The sequence below is a fragment of the Streptomyces sp. NPDC002784 genome (genome assembly GCF_053592135.1).
In genome coordinates this window covers 176,724-194,524 of sequence record NZ_JBSFVD010000014.1, presented here as the reverse complement: position 1 = coordinate 194,524, position 17,801 = coordinate 176,724, and the positions used below count along the sequence as shown (strand labels likewise).

15 protein-coding genes are annotated in these 17,801 nt (G+C 71.8%); 4 read left to right on the top strand and 11 right to left on the bottom strand.

Going from position 1 to position 17,801, the window contains the following annotated elements:
- Positions 1-667: 667 nt before the first annotated feature.
- Positions 668-1,687 (top strand): tryptophan--tRNA ligase, encoded by a 1,020-nt coding sequence (trpS, locus tag ACWD1Z_RS23985; protein WP_451121628.1) that lies wholly within the window; start codon positions 668-670, stop codon positions 1,685-1,687.
- A gap of 42 nt (positions 1,688-1,729) precedes the next feature.
- Here trpS and proC read toward each other — a convergent pair whose 3' ends face one another.
- The 6 genes from proC to ACWD1Z_RS23955 form a co-directional block, all read right to left on the bottom strand.
- Positions 1,730-2,542, bottom strand: coding sequence for a pyrroline-5-carboxylate reductase (gene proC, locus ACWD1Z_RS23980; protein WP_451121626.1), 813 nt, complete (start codon positions 2,540-2,542; stop codon positions 1,730-1,732).
- Positions 2,543-2,651: 109 nt separating this feature from the next.
- Entirely contained in the window at positions 2,652-3,449 is a 798-nt protein-coding gene (locus ACWD1Z_RS23975) for an ABC transporter permease (protein ID WP_451121624.1), read from the bottom strand.
- A complete protein-coding gene (locus ACWD1Z_RS23970) occupies positions 3,446-4,267 on the bottom strand; it encodes an ABC transporter ATP-binding protein (RefSeq protein WP_451121622.1) in 822 nt (273 codons plus the stop codon). Before ACWD1Z_RS23970 ends, ACWD1Z_RS23975 begins: the two co-directional genes overlap by 4 nt.
- A gap of 229 nt (positions 4,268-4,496) precedes the next feature.
- Positions 4,497-5,264, bottom strand: coding sequence for a class I SAM-dependent methyltransferase (locus tag ACWD1Z_RS23965; RefSeq protein ID WP_451121620.1), 768 nt, complete (start codon positions 5,262-5,264; stop codon positions 4,497-4,499).
- A gap of 73 nt (positions 5,265-5,337) precedes the next feature.
- The gene (locus ACWD1Z_RS23960) at positions 5,338-5,832 is read right to left on the bottom strand and encodes an EamA/RhaT family transporter (protein WP_451121618.1); all 495 of its coding nucleotides are present in this window, start codon (positions 5,830-5,832) and stop codon (positions 5,338-5,340) included.
- 122 nt (positions 5,833-5,954) lie between these two features.
- On the bottom strand, positions 5,955-6,287 hold the full coding sequence (locus tag ACWD1Z_RS23955) for an SH3 domain-containing protein (RefSeq protein ID WP_451121616.1): 333 nt from the start codon (positions 6,285-6,287) through the stop codon (positions 5,955-5,957).
- Between the two features lie 179 nt (positions 6,288-6,466).
- Here ACWD1Z_RS23955 and ACWD1Z_RS23950 point away from each other — a divergent pair, with 179 nt between their 5' ends.
- Positions 6,467-8,629, top strand: a complete 2,163-nt coding sequence (locus ACWD1Z_RS23950) for a serine/threonine-protein kinase (RefSeq protein ID WP_451121614.1) — start codon at positions 6,467-6,469, stop codon at positions 8,627-8,629.
- Positions 8,630-8,675: 46 nt separating this feature from the next.
- Here the strand turns inward: ACWD1Z_RS23950 and ilvD are convergent, their stop codons facing one another.
- From ilvD to ACWD1Z_RS23930, 4 genes are all read right to left on the bottom strand, one after another.
- Entirely contained in the window at positions 8,676-10,529 is a 1,854-nt protein-coding gene (ilvD, locus tag ACWD1Z_RS23945; protein WP_451121612.1) for a dihydroxy-acid dehydratase, read from the bottom strand.
- 117 nt (positions 10,530-10,646) lie between these two features.
- Positions 10,647-11,258: a TetR/AcrR family transcriptional regulator gene (locus ACWD1Z_RS23940; RefSeq protein ID WP_451121610.1), complete on the bottom strand. Its 612-nt coding sequence runs from the start codon at positions 11,256-11,258 to the stop codon at positions 10,647-10,649.
- Positions 11,255-12,079 (bottom strand): sugar phosphate isomerase/epimerase family protein, encoded by an 825-nt coding sequence (locus ACWD1Z_RS23935; RefSeq protein ID WP_451121608.1) that lies wholly within the window; start codon positions 12,077-12,079, stop codon positions 11,255-11,257. The genes ACWD1Z_RS23940 and ACWD1Z_RS23935 overlap by 4 nt, the downstream gene beginning before the upstream one ends.
- Positions 12,080-12,478: 399 nt before the next feature.
- Positions 12,479-13,411, bottom strand: a complete 933-nt coding sequence (locus ACWD1Z_RS23930) for a Ppx/GppA phosphatase family protein (protein ID WP_451121606.1) — start codon at positions 13,409-13,411, stop codon at positions 12,479-12,481.
- An 84-nt stretch (positions 13,412-13,495) separates the two neighbouring features.
- Here ACWD1Z_RS23930 and ACWD1Z_RS23925 point away from each other — a divergent pair, with 84 nt between their 5' ends.
- Positions 13,496-14,344, top strand: a complete 849-nt coding sequence (locus tag ACWD1Z_RS23925; RefSeq protein ID WP_451121604.1) for a hypothetical protein — start codon at positions 13,496-13,498, stop codon at positions 14,342-14,344.
- Positions 14,345-14,355: 11 nt separating this feature from the next.
- On the opposite strand, the gene ACWD1Z_RS23920 is transcribed toward ACWD1Z_RS23925, so the two are convergent.
- Positions 14,356-16,113 (bottom strand): BACON domain-containing protein, encoded by a 1,758-nt coding sequence (locus ACWD1Z_RS23920; protein ID WP_451121603.1) that lies wholly within the window; start codon positions 16,111-16,113, stop codon positions 14,356-14,358.
- A 240-nt stretch (positions 16,114-16,353) separates the two neighbouring features.
- On the opposite strand from ACWD1Z_RS23920, the gene radA reads away from it, so the two are divergent.
- On the top strand, positions 16,354-17,763 hold the full coding sequence (gene radA, locus ACWD1Z_RS23915) for a DNA repair protein RadA (protein WP_451121601.1): 1,410 nt from the start codon (positions 16,354-16,356) through the stop codon (positions 17,761-17,763).
- Positions 17,764-17,801: the final 38 nt, after the last annotated feature.

The window sequence follows — 17,801 nt, the reverse complement described above, 5'->3', positions numbered from 1 at the left end:
TGTTGAGTTCTCAAGGAACGGTCGCTTCCTTTGTACTCACCCTCTCGGGCTTTCCTCCGGGCTTCCCTTCGGTCTTGCGTTTCCGACTCTATCAGATCCTTTTCCGATCCGATTTCCTCGGTGCTTTCCAGGTTTCCGCTTTCGCGTTTCCCTTTCCGGCGGTTCCGACTCTATCAGATCCTTTCGGGCCTGATTCCCAGTCAGCGGGAGTTGTCTGCCCGGCCGTTGCGGGCCGTTCCGACGAGTGAGACTTTAGCGGATTCCCGGCTCCCGAAGCCAATCGGGGCCGCGTCCTTTCGAACGTGGATTCCTCATTTCGCAAATACACATGCCAATGACACGACGGCAGACAGATCGACTGTGTCGAGTGTTGGTTGGGACTTGCGAAATGGCTGTCCGGGGACCGACCGGAGTCGGCGCTCACGTCGGACAACTCGGAGAACAGTACGGACCGCGTCGAGGAGTGTCAACTCGACTCCGGACAGCCCTCTGGAGGCGTAGCCTGGCCTGCATGACAACACGTACGTGCACCCAGCTGTGGTGGGCCGCCTGACGGCGGCCGTAGTCACGTATGCACTCAACGGCCGCCGCTTCGGCGGCCGTTCTTGTATCTCCCTCCAGGGGGTCGGCCGGCCGGGGGCGGCGGTCTCGACCAGGAGGTGGAGAGATGACGCGGGTCTTCAGCGGGGTCAAGCCGACCGGGCATCTGACGCTGGGGAACTACCTGGGAGCCATGCGGCGGTGGGCGGACGTCGACCAGCACCGGGCCGACGCGCTGTTCTGCATCGTCGATCTGCATGCGCTCACCGTGGAGCACGATCCGGCGCGGGTGCGCAGGCTGACTCGGCAGGCGGCGACGCTGCTGCTCGCGTCCGGGCTGGATCCGGCGCTGTGCACCGTGTTCGTACAGAGTCATGTGGACGAGCACGCGCGGTTGTCCTATGTGCTGGAGTGCGTGGCCACGGACGGCGAGATGCGGCGGATGATCCAGTACAAGGAGAAGGCCGGGCGGGAGCGGGAGCGCGGGGGGAGCGTGCGGCTGTCGCTGCTCACCTATCCGGTGCTGATGGCGGCGGACATCCTGGCGTACGGCAGTGACGAGGTGCCGGTCGGGGACGACCAGGCGCAGCACGTGGAGCTGACGCGGGACCTGGCGGTGCGGTTCAACCAGCGGTACGGGAACACCTTCGTGGTGCCGCGGGCCACGCATCCCGCGGTGGCGGCTCGGGTGATGAACCTGCAGGAGCCGGCGTCGAAGATGGGCAAGAGCGATGACGTGGGGCCGGGCATCGTCTATCTGCTGGATGAGCCGGACGTGGTGCGGAAGAAGGTGATGCGGGCGGTCACCGACAGCTGGCGGGAGGTCGTGTACGACCGGGAGGGGCGGCCTGGCCTGGCGAATCTGCTGGAGATCCTGGCGGCCTGCACGGGTGGGAACCCCGAGGACCTGAGCGGTGTATATGAGTCGTATGGCGCTTTGAAGAAGGACACCGCGGAGGCCGTGGTGGAGGTTCTCAGGCCCGTGCAGGAGAGGCACAGGGAGCTGTGCGCTGATCCTGGCTATGTGGAGGGGGTGCTGCGGGATGGTGCGGAGAGGGCTCGGGCGATGGCGCGGCCGACCGTGGATGCCGCGTATCGGGCGATCGGGCTGCTGCCTGCGGCCGCGGATATCGGGGTGACCGCTTAGGGCGGCGTGCTGGGCCGCCCCTGGGACAGGGGCGGCCGGGCGTCAGCTGTTGTTGCCGGAGGCCAGTTCGCGGCTGCGGTCGCGGGCGGCTTCGAGGGCGGCGATGAGGGCGGCGCGTACGCCGTGGTTCTCCAGCTCGCGGATGGCGCTGATGGTGGTGCCGGCCGGCGAGGTGACGTTCTCGCGCAGCTTCACGGGGTGCTCGCCGCTGTCGCGGAGCATCGTCGCGGCGCCGATCGCGGACTGGACGATCAGGTCGTGGGCCTTGTCGCGGGGCAGTCCGAGCAGGATGCCGGCGTCGGTCATGGCTTCGACCAGATAGAAGAAGTACGCCGGACCCGAGCCGGAGAGGGCGGTGCAGGCGTCCTGCTGGGACTCGGGGACGCGGAGCGTCTTGCCGACGGCGCCGAAGATCTCCTCGGTGTGGGTGAGGTGGTCCTCGGTGGCGTGGCTGCCGGCGGAGATGACGGACATCGCCTCGTCGACGAGGGCGGGGGTGTTCGTCATGACACGGACGACGGGGGTGCCCGCGGTGAGGCGGTCCTCGAAGAAGGAGGTGGGGATGCCCGCGGCTCCGCTGATGACCAGGCGGTCGGCGGGGACGTGGGGGGCGAGTTCGTCGAGGAGGGTGCCCATGTCCTGCGGCTTGACCGTGAGGATCAGGGTGTCGGCGGTCTTGGCGGCTTCCGGGTTGCTGACCGGGGTGACGCCGTAGCGGCTGCGGAGTTCCTCGGCGCGCTCCTGGCGGCGGGCGGTGACCAGGAGGTCGGCCGGGCCCCAGCCTGCTCGGATCATTCCGCTGAGCAGGGCTTCGCCGATCTTGCCGGTGCCGAGGACTGCGACTTTCTGCGTCATGGCTGGGGTGCCCTCCGGGGTTGCGTCGTCCGGTGTTCATCCTCCCATCGGGGGCTTGAGTGCGGGTGGGGTGTCCGGTGGGCGGGACGTCTCCGGGCGGTGCGGCCGGCTATGCCGTGCGGCGTCGCAGGGTGGCGGCTCCGAGGGTGAGGACGAGGAGGGCGCAGCCCGCCACGACCAGGGTGTCGCGCACGAAGGCGCCCGTCATGTCGGTGTGCTTGAGGACTTCGTTCATGCCGTCGACGGCGTAGGACATGGGGAGGACGTTCGAGATGGCCTCCAGGACGGGGTGCATGTTGTCGCGGGGGGTGAACAGACCGCAGAGGAGGATCTGGGGGAAGATCACGGCCGGCATGAACTGGACGGCCTGGAACTCGGAGGCGGCGAAGGCCGAGACGAAGAGGCCGAGTGCGGTGCCCAGGAGGGCGTCGAGGAGCGCGACCAGCAGGAGCAGCCAGGGGCTGCCGGTGACGTCCAGACCGAGGCCCCACAGGGCGAGGGCCGTGGCGAGGACGGACTGGACGATCGCGACGGTGCCGAAGGCGAGGGCGTAGCCGGCGATCAGGTCGCCCTTGCCGAGGGGCATGGCGAGGAGGCGTTCCAGGGTGCCGGAGGTGCGTTCGCGCAGGGTGGCGATGGAGGTGACCAGGAACATCGTGATCAGCGGGAAGATCCCGAGGAGGGAGGCGCCGATGTTGTCGAAGGTGCGGGGGTCGCCGTCGAAGACGTAGCGCAGCAGGAAGAGCATCACGCAGGGGACGAGGATCATCAGCGCGATGCTGCGGGGGTCGTGGCGGAGCTGGCGCAGGACCCGGCCGGCGGTGGCGGTGGTGCGGGAGAGGTTGAGGGCGCTGGTCGGGGCCGGGGTGACGGTGGCGGTGCCGGATGTGGGGGTGGTGGTGCTCATCGGGTGGTCTCTTTCTCGCGGGCGGCGGCCGCGACGGCCTCGTCCACCAGGTGCAGGAATGCCGCTTCGACGGTCTCGGAGTCGGTGCGGGTGCGCAGGGCGTCGGGGGTGTCGTCGGCGAGGATCTGGCCCTCGCGCATGAGGAGGAGGCGGTGGCAGCGCTCGGCCTCGTCCATGACGTGGGAGGAGATGAGCAGGGTCGCGCCGCGCTGGTCGGCGATGGTGTGGAAGAGGCTCCACAGGTCGCGGCGCAGGACGGGGTCGAGTCCGACGGTGGGTTCGTCGAGGACCAGGAGTTCGGGGGTGCCGAGGAGGGCGACCGCGAGGGAGACGCGGCTGCGCTGGCCGCCGGAGAGGTTGCCGGCGAGGGAGTCGGCGTGGCTGGTGAGGTCGACGTCGTCGATGGCCCGGGTGACGTTCTCGTGGCGCTGGTCGGCGGCGGCGTGGCCGGGGGTGAGGACCGCCGCGAAGTAGTCGAGGTTCTGGCGGATCGTCAGGTCGTCGTAGACGGAGGGAGCTTGGGTGACGTAGCCGATGAGGGTGCGCAGGGTGGGGTGGCCCGCGGGGTGGCCGAGGACGTCGAGGGTGCCGGTGACCTTGGCCTGGGTGCCGACGATCGAGCGCATGAGGGTGGACTTGCCGCAGCCGGAGGGGCCGAGGAGGCCGGTGATCTGGCCGCGCGGGACGGTGAAGTCGATGCCGCGCAGGACGGTGCGGGGGCCGCGGGTGACGGTGAGGCCCTCGGCGCGGACGGCGGGTGAGGTGTCCATGTGCGGGGGTGCTCCTGTGGGTGGCGAGCCGGGATGGATATTCATCATGTGCGGATTAACTCTCCGGCCGAGGGGTGTCGTCAAGGGGTGGGGCTCGATGGCCTGCGTGCCTGTGGGGGTGATCGGAGGCGGGCGGTCCGGTTTGTGCGCCTTCATGGGTGCCGGAGCATGACTGCGCCGCGGCCCTGAAGGGGTGGGCCGCGGCGCGGGAAGTCGGGTGGAGGGGGTCAGGTATCGAGGGTGACCAGGGAATCAGGTGTTCAGGGGGACCAGGGACTCAGGTGTTCAGGGCGACCAGGAGGTCCACGTCGTAGCTCTCCTCGACGATGCCGTCGGGGAAGGTTTCCAGCAGGCGGGTCCGTTCCGCGGTGAGGAAGGTGGTGCTCGCCTGCTCGCCGTGGACCAGGAAGATCGAGTGGCTGCCGAGATTGGCCAGGTGGGTGTCGATCGGGATGCGGCGGCTCCAGCGGACCACGCGCCGGGCGAAGTCGACTTCGCCCCCGGCGTCGGCGGTGTGGGCACTGGTGCCGTTCTTCTCCTCGATGGGGTCGATGCCGAAGTGGCTCTCGATGCGACGGGCCTGGGCGGCTATCCAGGGGATGTCGAGGACGTAGGTGTTCCACCACAGGGCGAGCGCGCCGCCCGGGCGCAGGACGCGCAGGGCCTCCGGGATCGAGTGCGCCGGGTCGGTCCAGTGCCAGGCCTGGGCGTAGGTGAGCAGGTCGGCGGAGGAGTCGGCCAGGGGGAGGGCGTCGCCGGTGCCGCGGACCAGCGGGATCGCGGGGTGCGCCCGGCGGAACTGGGCCGCCATGCCCTCGCCGGGTTCCACGGCGAGCACCTCGGCGCCGCGCGCGTGCAGAAGGGCCGTGGCGATGCCCGTACCGGCCCCGACGTCCACCACGCGCGCCCCGGCGAGGCGGCGGCCGGCCAGGTCCTCGACGGCGTCGAGGAGGGCGGGCGGGTAGGAGGGGCGGTTGGCGGCGTACTGGGCCGCGGCGGCGTTGAAGGAGTGGGCGCGGGTGGAGTGCGAAGAGGCTGCCGTCATACGGGCCATGGTGGCGGGGTGAGGGGCGGCGGGGGTTGGGTTCTGGTCAGAGGGGTGCCCCGCCGGGCGGTCCTCAGGACTTGCGGCGATTCTTCGAGGGGTTGCCCGAGCGGCGCTTGGTGCGCTTCGCGTACTGCTCGCGGGCTGTCTCGTACTCCGCGCGGTGCAGCTTCTCGCCGGGGGCCTCGGTGAGGGAGCGGAAGAAGTAGGCGAGGAGGGCGCCGACGAAACCGATGGCCAGCAGACCGCGCAGGGACGCCTGGCGTTCGGGGTCGGGGCGCTTGCCGAAGCCCTCCCAGGTGTGGCGGAAGGCGAGGGCGCTGCAGATCGCGAACATCACGGTCATGAGCATGCTGACGAGGCCGCCGACGTCGGCGATCTGCAAGCCCTCGTAGGCGAAGCGGAGGACCAGGCAGGCGACGACCGCCGCGGCGAGGGAGCCGACGGCGACGCCGATACGGCGGACTCCGTAGCCGTCGCTGTGCTCGACCCAGGTCGTGCCGAAGAAGCGGATGGGTTCGGGGCGGGGGCCCGCGGCCGGGTCGGGGGTGCCGTTGTCGTCGCTCACGCGTCGATTATGGCTCCGGTCGGACACGGGCCCCGCGCGGGTCGGCCGCAGCGCGCGGTCAGGCGGCCGGCGCTGCCGTCCTCACTGGCCGATCACCCCGCGCGCCCTGCTCGGCAGTGGTGTCAGAGTGCGCAGCGCGGCCGGATGTAGCCGTCGCTGCCCGTGTTCACGTAGGTGTCCGAGACGAACTCGCTGTCGGCGATGTTGTCCCAGATGTTCGACGTGCCGTACGGACCGCTCACGGTCGTGCCCGGCGTCTGGCAGAAGATCGGCACCTTGGCACCCTCGGAGAGGACGCGGGTGACGGGATAGTTGGTGCCGGGCCCCCTGCGGACGTTCAGGCGGACGCCCGGCGCGACCGAGTAGTAGCGCAGCGATGTCGCCACCATGGTCGCGGCTTCCGTCTCGTCGGCGCTCTGCGCCCCGGGTATCTCTTCCGTACGCTCGACAGACATGACAGTCCTCCCCCGTTGCTCCCCATGCTTGTCATGGGCCCCGTTGATTCCCCCGAATCACGCCGGGAAACACTCATACGCAATTCGCACAGAGAGGCTAGCAAGCCGCCTCTGTCTCGTACGCCTCATCGACTAGGCTCCCTGCGTCGCGCGCGCGGACGAACAGCACGGGGGGTCCCATGGCGCCACAGCGGAACGCCGGAGCGGGCGCGGAAGCGGAACTTCCCGATTACGCCGGTCACTACCGTCTTGAGTCATGCCTCGGCTCCGGCGGCATGGGCGTCGTGCATCTGGCGCGCAGCACCTCGGGGATGAAGCTCGCGGTGAAGGTGATCCATGCCGAGTTCGCCCGGGACCGGGAGTTCAGGGGGCGGTTCCGGCAGGAGATAGCCGCGGCCCGACGGGTGAGCGGTGCCTTCACGGCGTCGGTCGTCGACGCGGATCCGGAGGCCGACCGGCCCTGGATGGCCACGCTGTTCATCCCGGGGCCGACGCTCTCCGATCATGTGAAGCGGAACGGCCCGATGGCTCCGGAGCAGTTGCGGCGGCTGATGGCCGGGCTCGCGGAGGCGCTGCGGGACATCCATCGGGTCGGGGTCGTGCACCGGGATCTGAAGCCGAGCAACGTGCTCCTCGCCGAGGACGGTCCGAAGGTCATCGACTTCGGTATCTCCCGGCCGAAGGACAGCGAACTGCGGACCGAGACCGGGAAGTTGATCGGCACGCCGCCGTTCATGGCGCCCGAGCAGTTCCGGCGACCGCGGGAGGTCGGACCGGCCGCGGACATCTTCGCGCTGGGGTCGGTCATGGTGCACGCGGCGACGGGACAGGGGCCGTTCGACTCGGACAGCCCGTACGTGGTCGCCTACCAGGTCGTCCACGACGAACCCGACTTGACCGGCGTACCGGAGAATCTCGGCCCGCTGATCCAGCGGTGTCTCGCCAAGGAACCCGACGACCGTCCCACGCCCGACGAGCTGATGCGGGAACTGCGGTCGGTGGCCGCGTCGTACGACACCCAGGCGTTCATCCCCACCCAGCGCACCGGCGAGGACGCCCGGCGCTCCGGCGAGGACGCCCAGAGCTCCGGCGAAGGCCCCCTGCGCACCGGCGAGGAGTCCGGGCCGCCCCGTCCCCGCCCTGCCGACGAGCCGGAGGCACCCCGCTCCGGCAGGTTCCGGGGTCGGCGAACGGTCTGGGCGGCCGCCGCCCTGGCGCTCGTCCTGGGCGGGGTGTTCACGACCGTGCGGCTGCTGGGCGACGGCGACCCGGCACCGGCGGGAAGCGCCACCCGGAACACCCCGGCCGTCTTCAGCCCGTGGGAAGCGGAGTCGGTGGCCGCGACGGCGTCCACGCCCCAGTGCTCGTACGGCGCGGGCAAGGTGCTCTGCGCGCAGTCCGGCGTGGTGTTCGCCCTCGACGCCTCGGACGGCCGGCGGCTGTGGCGGCACACCGTCCCCGGCACCTGGGCCGGTCCGCCCGTCGTCGCCGGCGGCCTCGTACAGCCCGGACTCGACCTGGGCCGCAGCCTCCAGGCCCTCGACCCGGCCACGGGCAAGCCCCGGTGGCAGCGGGACGTGCCCCCGTACAGCGGCCTGGCCCCGGCGGGCGACAGTCTCCTGTTCACCGGCACCGACGGCACGGTCACCGGGGTGGACGCCGCGTCGGGCGAGCAGCGGTGGAGCCACCGGGTGCCCGGGCACCGGACGCCCTACTTCGTCTCCTATCCCGGGGACCCGCTGGCCTACGCCGTGAGCCGGTCCGAGAACGGCGAGACCACGCAGGTCACCGCGGTGGACCCGGAAACCGGTGCGGTGCGGTGGGCGGAGCGGCTGGACGGCGCGCTGAACCCGGTCGGCACGGCCGACGGTTCCGTCTTCCTCACCTCGGTCGGCAACGTCTACGAGGACGCCAGGGAAGTGGTCCGCTACACGCCCGGCACCGGGGCCTCCCGGCGCGTGCCGCTGCCCGTAGCGATCCAGCAGGCGCACGGCACCGTGCGCGGGAACGTCGTCTACCTCCTGGGCAACGGCGGATCGCTGGTGGCCGTCGACATGGCCGCGGGCGAGCAGCGGTGGAGCCTGGAGACCGGGGTGAGCCGGGGCTCGACCCCGGTGGCCGACGACCGGCACGTGTACTTCACGGCCCCCGACGGCCGGCTGGTCGCCGTGGACGCCGACGGTGCCGGGCTCGCCGGGCAGACGTCCCCTCGGCTCGGCAGGAGCGCGGACCAGGTCGCGGCCGGGCTGCCCGAGCCGCTGGTCGTCGGCGACCGCGTCTACTCCGCCGCACCCGACGGCACCGTCTTCGCCGTGGACGCCCGGCGCCCCGCCGACTGGTGACGAAAGGGCCGGCCGAAAGCCCGGCCGGCCCCGCACGAGCGGTCCGTCAGCCCAGCTTGGTCACGTCCCGCACCGCGCCCTTGTCCGCGCTCGTCGCCATCGCGGCGTACGCGCGAAGCGCCGCCGAGACCTTGCGCTCGCGGTTCCCCGGCGCGTACACCCCGTTCAACGCCTGCTCGCGGCGCGCGAGTTCCGCGTCGTCGACGAGCAACTCGATCGTGCGGTTCGGGATGTCGATGCGGATGCGGTCGCCGTCCTCCACGAGCGCGATGGTGCCGCCGGCCGCCGCCTCCGGGGAGGCGTGGCCGATGGACAGGCCCGAGGTGCCGCCGGAGAAGCGGCCGTCGGTGACCAGGGCGCAGGCCTTTCCGAGGCCGCGGCCCTTGAGGTACGAGGTCGGGTAGAGCATCTCCTGCATGCCGGGCCCGCCCTTGGGACCCTCGTAGCGGATGACGACGACGTCACCCTCCTTGACCTGCTGGGTCAGGATCTTCTGGACGGCCTCCTCCTGCGACTCGCAGACGACCGCCGGCCCCTCGAAGGTCCAGATCGACTCGTCGACGCCGGCCGTCTTCACCACGCAGCCGTCGACCGCGAGGTTGCCGCGCAGCACCGCCAGGCCGCCGTCCTTGGAGTACGCGTGTTCGGCGCTGCGGATGCAGCCGCCCTCGGCGTCCTCGTCCAGCGCCTCCCAGCGCTCGGACTGGGAGAAGGCCTCGGCGGAGCGGACACAGCCGGGGGCCGCGTGCCACAGTTCCACCGCCTCCGCCGACGGGGAGCCGCCGCGGACGTCCCAGGTCTTCATCCAGTCCGCGAGGGACGGGCTGTGCACCGCGTGCACGTCCTCGTTCAGCAGGCCCGCGCGGTGCAGCTCGCCGAGCAGGGCGGGGATGCCGCCGGCGCGGTGCACGTCCTCCATGTAGTACGTGCGGTCCTTGGCGATGTTCGGGGCGACCTTCGCCAGGCACGGGACGCGGCGGCTGACCGCGTCGATCTGCTCCAGGCCGAAGGGGACGCCCGCCTCCTGCGCGGCGGCGAGCAGGTGCAGGATCGTGTTGGTGGAGCCGCCCATCGCGATGTCCAGGGCCATGGCGTTCTCGAAGGCCTGGAAGGTGGCGACGTTGCGCGGCAGGACCGTCTCGTCGTCCTGCTCGTAGTAGCGGCGGGTGATGTCCATGACCGTGCGGGCGGCGTCGACGTAGAGCCGCTTGCGCGCGGTGTGGGTGGCGAGGACCGAGCCGTTGCCGGGCAGGGAGAGGCCGATGGCCTCCGTCAGGCAGTTCATCGAGTTGGCGGTGAACATGCCGGAGCAGGAGCCGCAGGTCGGACAGGCGTTCTCCTCGATCCGGAGGATGTCCTCGTCCGAGATCTTGTCGTTCACCGCGTCGGAGATCGCGTCGACCAGGTCGAGCGTACGGACCGTGCCGTCGACCAGCGTGGCGCGGCCGGACTCCATCGGGCCGCCGGAGACGAAGACCGTCGGGATGTTCAGGCGCAGGGCCGCGTTGAGCATGCCCGGGGTGATCTTGTCGCAGTTGGAGATGCAGACCAGGGCGTCGGCGCAGTGGGCCTCGACCATGTACTCGACCGAGTCCGCGATGAGGTCGCGGGACGGCAGGCTGTAGAGCATGCCGCCGTGGCCCATCGCGATGCCGTCGTCCACCGCGATGGTGTTGAACTCGCGCGGGATGCCGCCCGCCTCACGGATCGCCTCGCTGACGATCCGGCCGACCGGCTGGAGGTGGGTGTGGCCCGGCACGAACTCGGTGAAGCTGTTGGCGACCGCGATGATCGGCTTACGGCCGATGTCCGCACCGGGTACACCGGAGGCACGCATAAGGGCGCGGGCGCCCGCCATGTTGCGTCCGTGGGTGACTGTGCGGGACCTCAGCTCGGGCATCGTCGCTCGCTCCTTCAGACAGATAGGGCTGTTATTGAGCGTACGCCGGTCATCCACGGTCCGGACACGGTGTCCGGAATGCGGGATGTACGTCTCGGTCGGCGGCCGGGGTGGGCCTCAGGGGCTCGTCAGATGGCCCTGCACGACCGGGGCCAGCCGCGCGATGAGCCGCTCCGGGTCCGCGGAGGCGATCGGCTCGATCTTGATGACGTACCGCATCATGGCGATGCCGACGAGCTGGGCCGCGGCCAGGTCGGCGCGCAGTTCGGCGTCCGGCAGGTCGAGCTGTTCGGCGATGCGGCGCAGCAGCTGGGCCGCGACCAGCTTGCGGAAGACGGCGGCCGCGCTGTCGTTGTTGACGGCCGAGCGGACGATCGCGAGCAGCGGAGCCCTGGTCACGGGGTTCTCCCAGAGACCGAAGATCATCCGGGTCAGCCGCTCGCCGGCACTGTCGAGGGGGCCGTCGAGGACGGTGTCGCGGGCCTGGAACGCGGGGGCGAAGGCGACCTCGACGGCCGCCTCGAAGATCTGTTCCTTGGTGCCGAAGTAGTGGTGCACCAGCGCGGAGTCCACACCGGCCGCCTTGGCGATGCCGCGCACGGACGTCTTCTCGTACCCCCGCTCGGAGAACTCCTCGCGGGCCACGGCCAGGATCCGGGCGCGGGTGTCGGCGGCTTCACTGCGGGTACGGCGGCCCCGGCCCCTGCGCGGTGCTGCGGTGTCGGTCACGGCCGGGGCACCCTCACCGCCGAGGCCAGATGGAGCCGGGTGAAGGCCAGCGCCTCGGCGAGGTCGGCCTCCCGCTCGGCGCCGGACATCGCCCGGCGGGTGTTGACCTCGATGACGACATGGCCGTCGAAGCCGGTCCGGGCGAGACGTTCCAGCACCTCGGCACAGGGCTGGTCGCCGCGGCCGGGGACGAGGTGCTCGTCCTTCGCCGAACCCCGGCCGTCCGCGAGGTGGACATGGCCGAGCCGGTCGCCCATGCGGTCGATCATGTGGATCGCGTCGGTGCGGGCGGTCGAGGTGTGGCTGAGATCGATCGTGAAGTGACGGTAGTCGTCCTTGGTGACGTCCCAGTCGGGGGCGTACGCGAGCATTTCGCGGTCCCGGTAGCGCCAGGGGTACATGTTCTCCACGGCGAACCGCACGTCCGTCTCGTTCGCCATGCGCCAGATTCCGGTCACGAAGTCGCGCGCGTACTGGCGCTGCCAGCGGAACGGCGGGTGCACGACGACCGTGCTCGCGCCCAGTTTCTCGGCCGCCGCCCGGGCGCGCTGGAGCTTGGTCCAGGGGTCCGTGGACCACACCCGCTGAGTGATGAGCAGACAGGGGGCGTGCACGGCGAGGACCGGGATGTGGTGGTAGTCGCTGAGCCGGCGCAGTGCCTCGATGTCCTGGCTGACCGGGTCGGTCCACACCATGACCTCGACCCCGTCGTACCCGAGGCGCGCCGCGATCTCGAAGGCCGTCGCCGTCGACTCCGGATAGACCGAGGCCGTGGACAGCGCGACCTTCGCATCCGGGATGCGCACCACTGGTTCTGCCACGAGGGACAGGGTACGGGGACTCGCTCGGCACCGGGGAGCCGATGGCTGCGGGCGGGCGGTGGAGGAGCGGCAATCGGCCAGGTGGGGTGGGGTGGGCCAGTCGGGGGTCGGGTGGGTGACGGTGGTGAGGGGTGGCGCACTTCACTGCGCGTGCGCCAGGCGCGGGGGTCTCTGCTCGGGGGTTGAGGCGCGCGGGTCACTGCGGTGCGTTGCGGCGCGTGCGTTGCGGCGCGGGGGTCTCCGCGCATGCGTTGCGGCGCGGCGGTCTCCGCGCATGCGCGAGGGACGCGGATCTCTGCGCGTGCGCGAGGCGCGCGGATCTCTGCGGTGCGCGTGCGCGCGCCTCGCGGGGCGGATTCCCGCGCCGGGAGCGCACGCCGTAGGAGCGCGGGCGCTGTGTCACACGGCCGGAAGGTGGTCCATCCTGCGCAGGATCACGCCCTCCCGCAGGGCCCAGGGGCAGATCTCCAGCGTCTCCACGCCGAACAGGTCCATCGCCCCCTCGGCGACCAGGGCGCCCGCGAGGATCTGGCCCGCGCGGCCCTCGGAGACGCCGGGGAGTTCGGCGCGCTGCGCCGTCGTCATGCCGGCGAGCCGGGGGACCCAGGCCTCCAGGGACTCGCGCTTCAGGTCGCGCTGGGCGTACGGGCCCTCGGCGGAGCGGGCGGCGCCGGCGATGCGGGCGAGCTGCTTGAAGGTCTTGGAGGTGGCGACGACATGGTCGGGCCGTCCGAAGCGGCTGAACTCCCCGACCGTCCGCGCTATCTCGGTGCGCACATGCCGGCGCAGGGCGCGGATGTCCGCCGGGTCGGGCGGATCGCCGGGCAGCCACGCCGCGGTGAGCCGGCCCGCGCCGAGCGGCAGCGACACCGCGGTGTCCGGTTCCTCGTCGATGCCGTAGGCGATCTCCAGGGAGCCGCCGCCGATGTCCAGGACCAGCAGTTTCCCGGCCGACCAGCCGAACCAGCGGCGGACGGCGAGGAAGGTGAGCCGGGCCTCCTCGGCGCCGCTGAGGACCTGGAGCTCCACCCCGGTCTCGGCCTTCACGCGCGCGAGGACGTCATCGGCGTTGGTGGCCTCGCGCACCGCTGAGGTGGCGAACGGCAGCACGTTCTCCACGCCCTTGTCCTCTGCGGCCTGCAGCGCTTCCTTGACGACCGATATGAGTTTGTCGATCCCGTCGGACCCGATGGCCCCGCTCTCGTCGAGCAGCTGGGCCAGGCGCAGCTCCGCCTTGTGCGAGTGCGCGGGCAGCGGGCGCGCACCCGGGTGCGCGTCCACCACCAGCAGATGCACCGTGTTCGATCCCACGTCGAGGACACCGAGTCTCATGTACGGAACGCTACTGCCCGCCGGACCGTGCACCGCCCCCCGGTACGGTCCCGGCCCGGGTCCCGGGCGACTTACTCTGGACGCGTGCCAAAGACGAAAAAGGCGAAGGACCAGAAGACGGCCAAATCATCCGGCGGTTCTTCGCAGGTGATGCTGTCGAAGAAGGCGAAGAAGGCCCTGGCCGCGGATGAGAAGGGGCTCGACTTCGCACGCGCGTGGGTGGAGTTCCCCGATCCGGGAGACGACGAGCAGATCTTCCGGTGCGATCTGACCTGGCTGACCTCTCGCTGGAACTGCATCTTCGGCAGCGGCTGCCAGGGCATCCAGCCGGGCCGCGCGGCCGATGGGTGCTGCACCCTGGGCGCCCACTTCTCCGACGAGGACGACGAGAAGCGGGTGGCGGAGCACGTGGCGAGGCTCACGCCGGAGATCTGGCAGCACCATGACGTGGGCACACAGACGGGGTGGATCTCGGAGGACGACGAGGGCTCCCGGCAGACCCGCCCCTACGAGGGCTCGTGCATCTTCCAGAACCGGCCGGGCTTCGCCGGCGGCGCGGGCTGCTCGCTGCACATCCTGGCCCTCGCGGAGGGCCGCGAGCCGCTGGAGACCAAGCCGGACGTCTGCTGGCAGCTTCCGGTCCGGCGGACCTACGACTGGATCGACCGGCCCGACGACACCCGGGTGCTCCAGGTGTCGATCGGCGAGTACGACCGCCGCGGCTGGGGCCCCGGCGGCCATGATCTGCACTGGTGGTGCACCTCGGCGACCTCGGCACACGGCGCCGGTGACCCGGTGTACGTCTCCTACCGGGCGGAGCTGACCGAGCTGATGGGCAAGGCCGGCTACGACCGCCTGGTCGAGCTGTGCGAGGAGCGGCTGGCCTCGCAGCTGCCGTTGCTGGCACCGCATCCGGCGGATCCGGTGGTCTGACGGCCCGCGGACTACGACGTGGACGGGCTCGGGTCGCCGCTGCTTTCCGGCGGCGCGGAGCCGGACGGATCGGCCGGGTCGGACGGCGGCGGATCCGGGTCGGCCGACGAGGGCGGCGGGTCGCTCGGGGTGGGATCCGTGGGCGACGGGTCGGTCGGGGTCGGCTCGGGGTCGGTGGGCGTGGGGTCCGGGGACGTCGGGGGCGGGTCGCTCGGCGTGGGATCCGTCGGCCGCGGATCGGGGTCGGAGGGCCCGGGGTTAGAGGGTCCGGGGTCGGAGGGGCTGGGCGCGGTGCCGTAGCCCTCGATGCGGACGACGGCTCCGGCGGGTGAGACGGCGACCCGTGCGGTCCAGTACCCGGACGGCTCGCGCAGCGGGTCGACGTACACCTTGATCGTCAACGATTCGCCGGGGGCGAGGGTTCCCGACGAGCGGCTCAGGTAGAGCCAGTGGGCGCCGGTGGTGGCGGACCAGCGGACCGGGGCGTCGCCGGTCGCGGTCAGCGTGATGAGCGTGGTGTCGCCGCGGTGGCCCGCCGTGACCTCCAGGTGTCCCGCGCCCTTCTTCCCGGCTCCGGTGACGCTGATGACCTCCACCGTGACATCGGGCTTGCCGCCCTTGGTGAAGCCGCCGCCGGGGCGGGCGCCGGCGTTGCCCGCGTTCTCGTAACCACCGCCCGCCGCGGCGCTGTTCAGGGCGTCCGGGCCGTGCGCCTCGCTCGCGCCGGCGGCCCGGCCCTCGGTGGTCTCGCCGGTGGGCGTGCCCCGGTAGGCGGCCCACAGGGCCAGCACGGGGGCGGCGACGACGGTGGCGACGACGGTCGTGGTGACGGCACGCGCGCGGAGACGGTCCCGGCGGGCGGCCCGGTCCTTGGGGTCCATCGGGAAGCCGCGGCGGTCGAAGCGGGGAGCGGTGCCCCGCGCGCGCGGGACGCGCGCCATGGCGACGCACAGGGCCGCGCGGGGTGCCTCCAGGACGGGCAGTTCGGCGGGGGTGACGGTGGCGCCGGGCCAGCGGCCGGGGACCGCGCGCTCGGCGGTGCGGCGGCAGCGGGGGCAGTCGTCGACGTGGCGCACCAGCTCGCGGCGCAGGGCGGTGCTGAGGACGAGCTGGTGGTCGCCGGTGAGGCGGGCGACGCTCGGGCAGTCGCCGGTCTCCACCACGGCGAGGGCCGCGCGCGTGCGCTCGACTTCGCAGGCGGCGGAGGCGAGCAGTTCGCGGGCGGCGGCGGGGTCCATGCCGAGGACGGCGGCGACCTCGTGGGCGGCGAGATGGTGGCGTACCGCGAGTTCGAGCGCCTCACGCTGCTCGGGAGTGGTCCCGGCGGCCTCCGGCCAGGCCAGCAGGGCGAGTTGGCGCCTGCGCTCCTCCTGGACCTGCTCGGAGACGGGCGGGGTGACGGACTGCCGGGGAGTGCCGGAGCGGCCCGCCGCGTGACCGCCCTGACGTTTCTGCTTGGCCTCGGCCAGCTTGCGCAGACAGGACCAGCGGGCCAGGGCGTACAGCCAGGCGCGGCGGTCGGCGGCGGACTCGGGGACGCGCTGGCCCCGGCGCTCGGCCAGGGCGAGGACGTCGCCGAGGGCGGCGGTCGCGGTGTCGTGGTCGCACAGGACGGAGAGGCAGTAGGTGAACAGGCCGTCCAGGTACGGCTCGTAACGCGCGGGCGGGCGCTGCGCGAGGGTGCGCGCGGCGCCTCGGTCGCGCGCCTCGCGGTGCGCTCGGTGTGCGCCGGTGGTGCGGGTCGTGGTCTCCGGTCGGCTGCTCATCACCCGTGGACCGTAGGCGGGTCGGCAAGGCGGCTTCTTCCACCTTGAGCACATTTAATCCGTACGGGTGAAACGATCCCTCATAAGGGGACACCGGCCTCGGATTCCATGGCCGGTTCCCATGGGTCGTGGCCGGTTCATGAGGCCGGCCGGGGTGGTGCGGGGCGGGTCCCGCTCCCGGACGGCCGCTCGGCACCGGCGGCGCCGGGGGCATTGTCAGTGGGGGCCTATACCGTTCCGTCCATGGCCACCCGTACGAAGTCCGCCAAAGAGCGTCCGTCCTACCGCTGCACCGAGTGCGGGTGGCAGACGGCCAAGTGGCTCGGGCGGTGCCCGGAGTGCCAGGCCTGGGGCACCGTCGAGGAGTACGGCGCGCCCGCGGTCCGGACGACCGCGCCGGGGCGCGTCACCAGTTCCGCGCTGCCCATCGGGCAGGTCGACGGGCGGACGGCGACCGCCCGGTCCACCGGCGTGCCCGAGCTGGACCGGGTGCTCGGCGGCGGGCTGGTGCCGGGGGCCGTGGTGCTGCTCGCCGGCGAGCCCGGCGTCGGCAAGTCCACCCTGCTGCTGGACGTCGCGGCCAAGGCGGCCAGTGACGAACATCCCACGCTCTATGTCACCGGCGAGGAGTCGGCGAGCCAGGTGCGGCTGCGCGCCGACCGCATCAAGGCCCTGGCCGAGCATCTCTACCTCGCCGCCGAGACCGACCTGTCGGCGGTGCTCGGCCACCTGGACGCGGTCAAGCCGTCCCTGCTGATCCTCGACTCCGTGCAGACGGTGGCCTCCCCCGAGATCGACGGCGCCCCGGGCGGCATGGCCCAGGTGCGGGAGGTGGCTGGGGCGCTGATCCGGGCCTCCAAGGAGCGCGGGATGTCCACGCTCCTGGTGGGCCATGTCACCAAGGACGGTGCCATCGCCGGACCCCGGCTGCTGGAACACCTGGTGGACGTCGTGCTGCACTTCGAGGGCGACCGGCACGCGCGCCTGCGCCTGGTGCGCGGCGTCAAGAACCGGTACGGCGCGACCGACGAGGTCGGCTGCTTCGAACTGCACGACGAGGGCATCACCGGACTTACCGACCCAAGCGGACTTTTCCTGACCCGACGTGACGAACCGGTCCCCGGCACCTGTCTGACGGTCACCCTGGAGGGCCGCCGCCCGCTGGTCGCCGAAGTGCAGGCGCTCACCGTCGACTCGCAGATCCCCTCCCCGCGCCGCACCACCTCCGGTCTGGAGACCTCCCGGGTCTCGATGATGCTCGCCGTACTGGAACAGCGGGGCCGGATCAGCGCCCTGGGCAAGCGGGACATCTACTCCGCGACGGTCGGCGGAGTGAAGCTCTCCGAGCCCGCCGCGGACCTCGCCATCGCCCTCGCGCTGGCCAGCGCGGCCAGCGACACCCCGCTGCCGAAGAACCTGGTCGCGATCGGCGAAGTGGGCCTTGCGGGCGAGGTCAGACGGGTCACGGGCGTCCAGCGCCGGCTCTCCGAAGCACACCGCCTGGGCTTCACCCACGCCCTCGTGCCGGGCGATCCCGGGAAGGTCCCCGCGGGCATGAAGGTGCTGGAAGTCGCGGACATAGGGGACGCCCTGCGCGTGCTTCCGCGCTCCCGTCGGCGAGAGGCCCCACGGGACGACGAGGACCGCCGGTAGACTTTGCCCTGGTCTCGCCCGTCCGTACGAACCGAGTG

Coding starts and splice junctions, on each gene's coding strand:
- ACWD1Z_RS23965 (WP_451121620.1), bottom strand. CDS start 5,264: ATGACGGCAGCCTCTTCGCACTCCACCCGCGCCCACTCCTTCAACGCC.
- ACWD1Z_RS23950 (WP_451121614.1), top strand. CDS start 6,467: ATGGCGCCACAGCGGAACGCCGGAGCGGGCGCGGAAGCGGAACTTCCC.
- radA (WP_451121601.1), top strand. CDS start 16,354: ATGGCCACCCGTACGAAGTCCGCCAAAGAGCGTCCGTCCTACCGCTGC.
- trpS (WP_451121628.1), top strand. CDS start 668: ATGACGCGGGTCTTCAGCGGGGTCAAGCCGACCGGGCATCTGACGCTG.
- proC (WP_451121626.1), bottom strand. CDS start 2,542: ATGACGCAGAAAGTCGCAGTCCTCGGCACCGGCAAGATCGGCGAAGCC.
- ACWD1Z_RS23955 (WP_451121616.1), bottom strand. CDS start 6,287: ATGTCTGTCGAGCGTACGGAAGAGATACCCGGGGCGCAGAGCGCCGAC.
- ilvD (WP_451121612.1), bottom strand. CDS start 10,529: ATGCCCGAGCTGAGGTCCCGCACAGTCACCCACGGACGCAACATGGCG.
- ACWD1Z_RS23930 (WP_451121606.1), bottom strand. CDS start 13,411: ATGAGACTCGGTGTCCTCGACGTGGGATCGAACACGGTGCATCTGCTG.
- ACWD1Z_RS23975 (WP_451121624.1), bottom strand. CDS start 3,449: ATGAGCACCACCACCCCCACATCCGGCACCGCCACCGTCACCCCGGCC.
- ACWD1Z_RS23970 (WP_451121622.1), bottom strand. CDS start 4,267: ATGATGAATATCCATCCCGGCTCGCCACCCACAGGAGCACCCCCGCAC.